This is a genomic window from Nocardia sp. AB354 (assembly GCF_049538315.1).
Lineage (GTDB): Bacteria > Actinomycetota > Actinomycetes > Mycobacteriales > Mycobacteriaceae > Nocardia > Nocardia nova.
The window spans coordinates 1-4,068 of sequence record NZ_JBMVFU010000054.1 but is presented as its reverse complement, the minus strand read 5'-3'; the positions used below and the strand labels follow the sequence as shown (position 1 = coordinate 4,068).

Below are 4,068 nucleotides of genomic sequence, written 5' to 3'. Positions count from 1 at the left end.
TGGCTTGGTGAACTGCGGGACCCGCACAGTGCTATCGCTGTCGAGCTGGCGTTCTGGGAACAGGCCCTGGCCGGGATGTCCGAACACCTCGAGCTCCCCACCGACCGACCCTACCCACCGACCCCCGACCACCACGGCGCCGGCCTGAAAGTCGAATGGCCGGCGAGACTGCAGCAGCAGATCAACCGGACCGCGCGCGAACACAACGCGACCGGCTTCATGGTCATCCAGGCCGCCCTGACGGTGCTGTTGTCGAAGATCAGCGCCGACCCCGACGTAGCGGTCGGCTTTGCCGTCGCCGGTCGTGACGATCCCGCCCTCGACGAGTTGGTCGGCTTCTTCGTCAACACCTTGATACTGCGAGTCGACCTCACCGGGGTACCCACCTTCACCGAGCTGTTGACCCAGGTCCGCGCCCGCAGCCTGGAAGCGTTCGAACACCGGCACGTCCCGTTCGAGGTACTGGTGGAACGACTCAATCCGGCCAGATCATTGACACATCACCCGCTGATCCAGGTTCTGCTCGCCTGGCAGAACTTCACCGGAAACAACGACCCCGCAGCCGGTTTGGCGCTGGAAGAGCTCCAGGTCACCTCGCTTCCGGTGGATACTCACAGCGCCCGCATGGACATAGCGTTTTCGCTCGGCGAACGCTTCACCGATACCGGCGAACCCGCCGGACTCGGCGGAGCAGTGGAATTCCGCACCGACATCTTCGACGCCACCACCATCGAAACACTCATCCAACGGCTCGAACGAACACTGAACGCCGTCACCACCAACCCGGAACAACCACTGTCATCGATAGACCTGCTCGACGAGACCGAACACACCCGGCTGGACGAGATCGGCAACCGTGCCGTATTGCGTACGGGCACACCATCGATGAAGTCGGTACCGGAACTGTTCGCCGAACAGGTCGCCCGCACCCCCAACGCAACAGCATTGAGCTGCGGCGATCGTTCATACAGTTACCGGCAACTCGACGAGGCGGCGAACCGGCTGGCGCATCTGCTCAGCGGCCACGGTGTAGGTCCCGGATGCGTGGTCGGGCTACTGATGCAACGCTCGGCACAAGCGATCACCGCCATCACCGCGGTATTCGAGACGGGGGCGGCCTACCTGCCCATCGATCCCGAACATCCAAGGGCACGAATCGAATTCATGATTGCCGACGCCACACCGGCGGCCGTGATCACCACCGCCGACCTGGCCGGACGACTCGACGGAATCGACATACCGATCATCGATGTCGACAACCCCGCAATCCACAGCCAACCCAACACCGCGCTCCCGGCGCCACGCCCGGACACCATCGCCTACCTCATCTACACCTCCGGCACCACCGGGGTGCCCAAAGGCGTGGCCACCACCCACCGCAACATCACCCAACTACTGACGACCCTGGACACCGGCCCTACATCCGCCTCCGAACAGGTATGGGCGCAATGCCATTCGCTCGCCTTCGACATTTCGGTGTGGGAAATCTGGGCCCCGCTACTCCACGGCGGCCGACTGGTCGTCCTACCCGACTCGATCACCCTCTCCCCCAGCGACTTTCACGATGCGCTTGCTGCCGAACACGTCACGGTGTTGACCCAAACACCCACTGCGGCAGCGATGCTCACGCCACAAGACCTGGAACCGCTGACCCTGATACTCGGCGGTGAAACCTGCCCCGCCCGAGTGATAGACCAATGGGCGCCCGCACACACGGTGATCAACGGCTACGGACCCACCGAGACCACCATGTGCGTCACCCTCACTCCACCTTTGACACCCGGATCGGGAACTCCGCCGATCGGGGCACCAGTAGCCGGGGCAGCGTTGTTCGTCCTCGATAACCGACTACAGCGCGTGCCGGTCGGCGTCACCGGCGAACTCTACGTCGCCGGCGCGGGAGTCGCCTGCGGATACTGGCGGCGCACCGCACTGACCGCGACGCGATTCACCGCCTGCCCATTCGGGAAGCCCGGGACACGCATGTACCGCACCGGCGACCTCGTCCGCTGGGGACACGACGGTCAGCTGCGATATGTGGCCCGCGCCGACGAGCAGGTCAAAATCCGCGGATATCGCATCGAATGCGGCGAAGTCCGGGATGCCATGACCGGATTGGACGGGGTGGAACAGGTGGCGGTGATCGCCCGCGAAGACAACCCTGGAGACAAGCGCCTCGTCGCCTACATCACCGGCACGGCAAACCCCACCGACATACGCGCCCAACTCGCCGAACGACTTCCCGCCTACATGATCCCCGCGGCAGTCATGACATTGCCCGCGCTACCACTGACCGTCAACGGCAAACTCGACACCCGTGCCCTCCCGGCACCCGAATACGCGGCGAGCGGGTGTCGCGCGCCGAGCACCCCCGTCGAGGAAATCCTCACCACCATCTACGCCCACACACTCGGACTCGACCACGTCGGCATCGACGACTCGTTCTTCGACCTCGGCGGAGACTCACTATCGGCGATGCGCCTGATCGCCGCGATCAACACCACACTCGACACCGACCTCTCCGTACGCACCGTATTCGACACACCCACCGTTGCCCGGCTGGCCTCCGGTATCGGTCGCGCGGGTTCGAGCCGACTCCCACGACTGACACCCGTCGAACGGCCCCCGGTAATTCCGTTGTCGTATGCCCAGCGACGACTGTGGTTCATCGACCAACTGGAGGGCCCCTCCCCGCTCTACAACGTGGCGGCGGCGTTGCGGTTGAGCGGTGGGCTCGATGTCGAGGCGCTGCGTGCAGCGCTGGCCGATGTGGTGGGCCGGCATGAAAGCCTCCGCACGGTGTTCGGCACGGTCGAGGGGACGCCCCGGCAGGTGGTTATCCCCGTCGAGCGGGTCGATTTCGGGTGGGAGGTTGTCGATGCGACCGGGTGGTCGGGCACCCAGCTGGATGTGGCGGTCAACGCGGCGGCATGCTACCCGTTCGACTTGTCGGCCGAAATTCCCTTGCGGGCAAAGGTTTTCGAAGTTGCCGATCGAGAACACGTGCTGGTGATCGTGATGCACCATATCGCTGCTGACGGCTGGTCGCTGAGGCCGCTGGCCGCCGATTTGAGTGTGGCGTATGCCGACCGGTGCGCCGGCCGAGCGCCGGATCGGTCGCCGTTGGCGGTGCAATACATCGACTACACACTCTGGCAACGCACCCAACTCGGCGACCTACACGACCCCCACAGCCCCATCACCACCGAACTCGAGTACTGGAAACACACCCTCGCCGGAATGCCCGAACACCTCGAACTCCCCACCGACCGACCCTACCCACCAACTACCGACCACCACGGCGCCACCGTAGAAATCGACTGGCCCCCCGAACTACACCAGCAAATCAGCCGGATCGCACGCCGGCACAACGCGACCAACTTCATGGTCATCCAAACCGCGCTGACAGTGCTGTTGTCGAAACTCAGCGCCAACTCCGATGTGGCAATCGGATTCGCGGTCGCCGGCCGCGACGACCCCGCCCTCGACGAATTGGTCGGCTTCTTCGTCAACACCTTGATACTGCGAGTCGACCTGACCGGGGATCCCACCCTCACCGAGCTACTCACCCAAGTCCGCACCCGCAGCCTCGAAGCCTTCGAACACCAACACGTGCCCTTCGAAGTCCTGGTCGAACGACTCAACCCAGCCAGATCACTGAGGCATCACCCCCTCATCCAAGTGCTGCTGGCCTGGCAGAACTTCACCGGAAACAACGACCCCGCAGCCGGTTTGATATTGGACGACCTCCAGATCAGCTCGCTCCCGGTGGATACCCACACCGCCCGCATGGACCTGGCGTTTTCCCTCGGCGAACGCTTCACCGACAACGGCGACTCCGCCGGACTCACCGGCGCAGCGGAATTCCGCACCGACATCTTCGACACCACCACCATCGAAACACTCATCCAACGGCTCGAACGAACACTGACCGAACTGACCCGCGACCCGGAACAACCACTGTCATCAGTGGACCTGCTCGACGAATCCGAACACACCCGGCTGGACGAAATCAGCAACCGCGCCGTATTGCGCACGCGCACATCATCCGCGATGTCCGTTCCGGCA

Annotated in this window: 1 protein-coding gene; it reads left to right on the top strand. The window is 64.0% G+C overall.

The genetic code is table 11. The annotated features are described in order from the left end of the window. Window positions 1–4,068 (top strand): amino acid adenylation domain-containing protein (locus ACPCUW_RS34990; protein WP_423429673.1); only part of this gene is annotated, 4,068 nt, incomplete at both ends.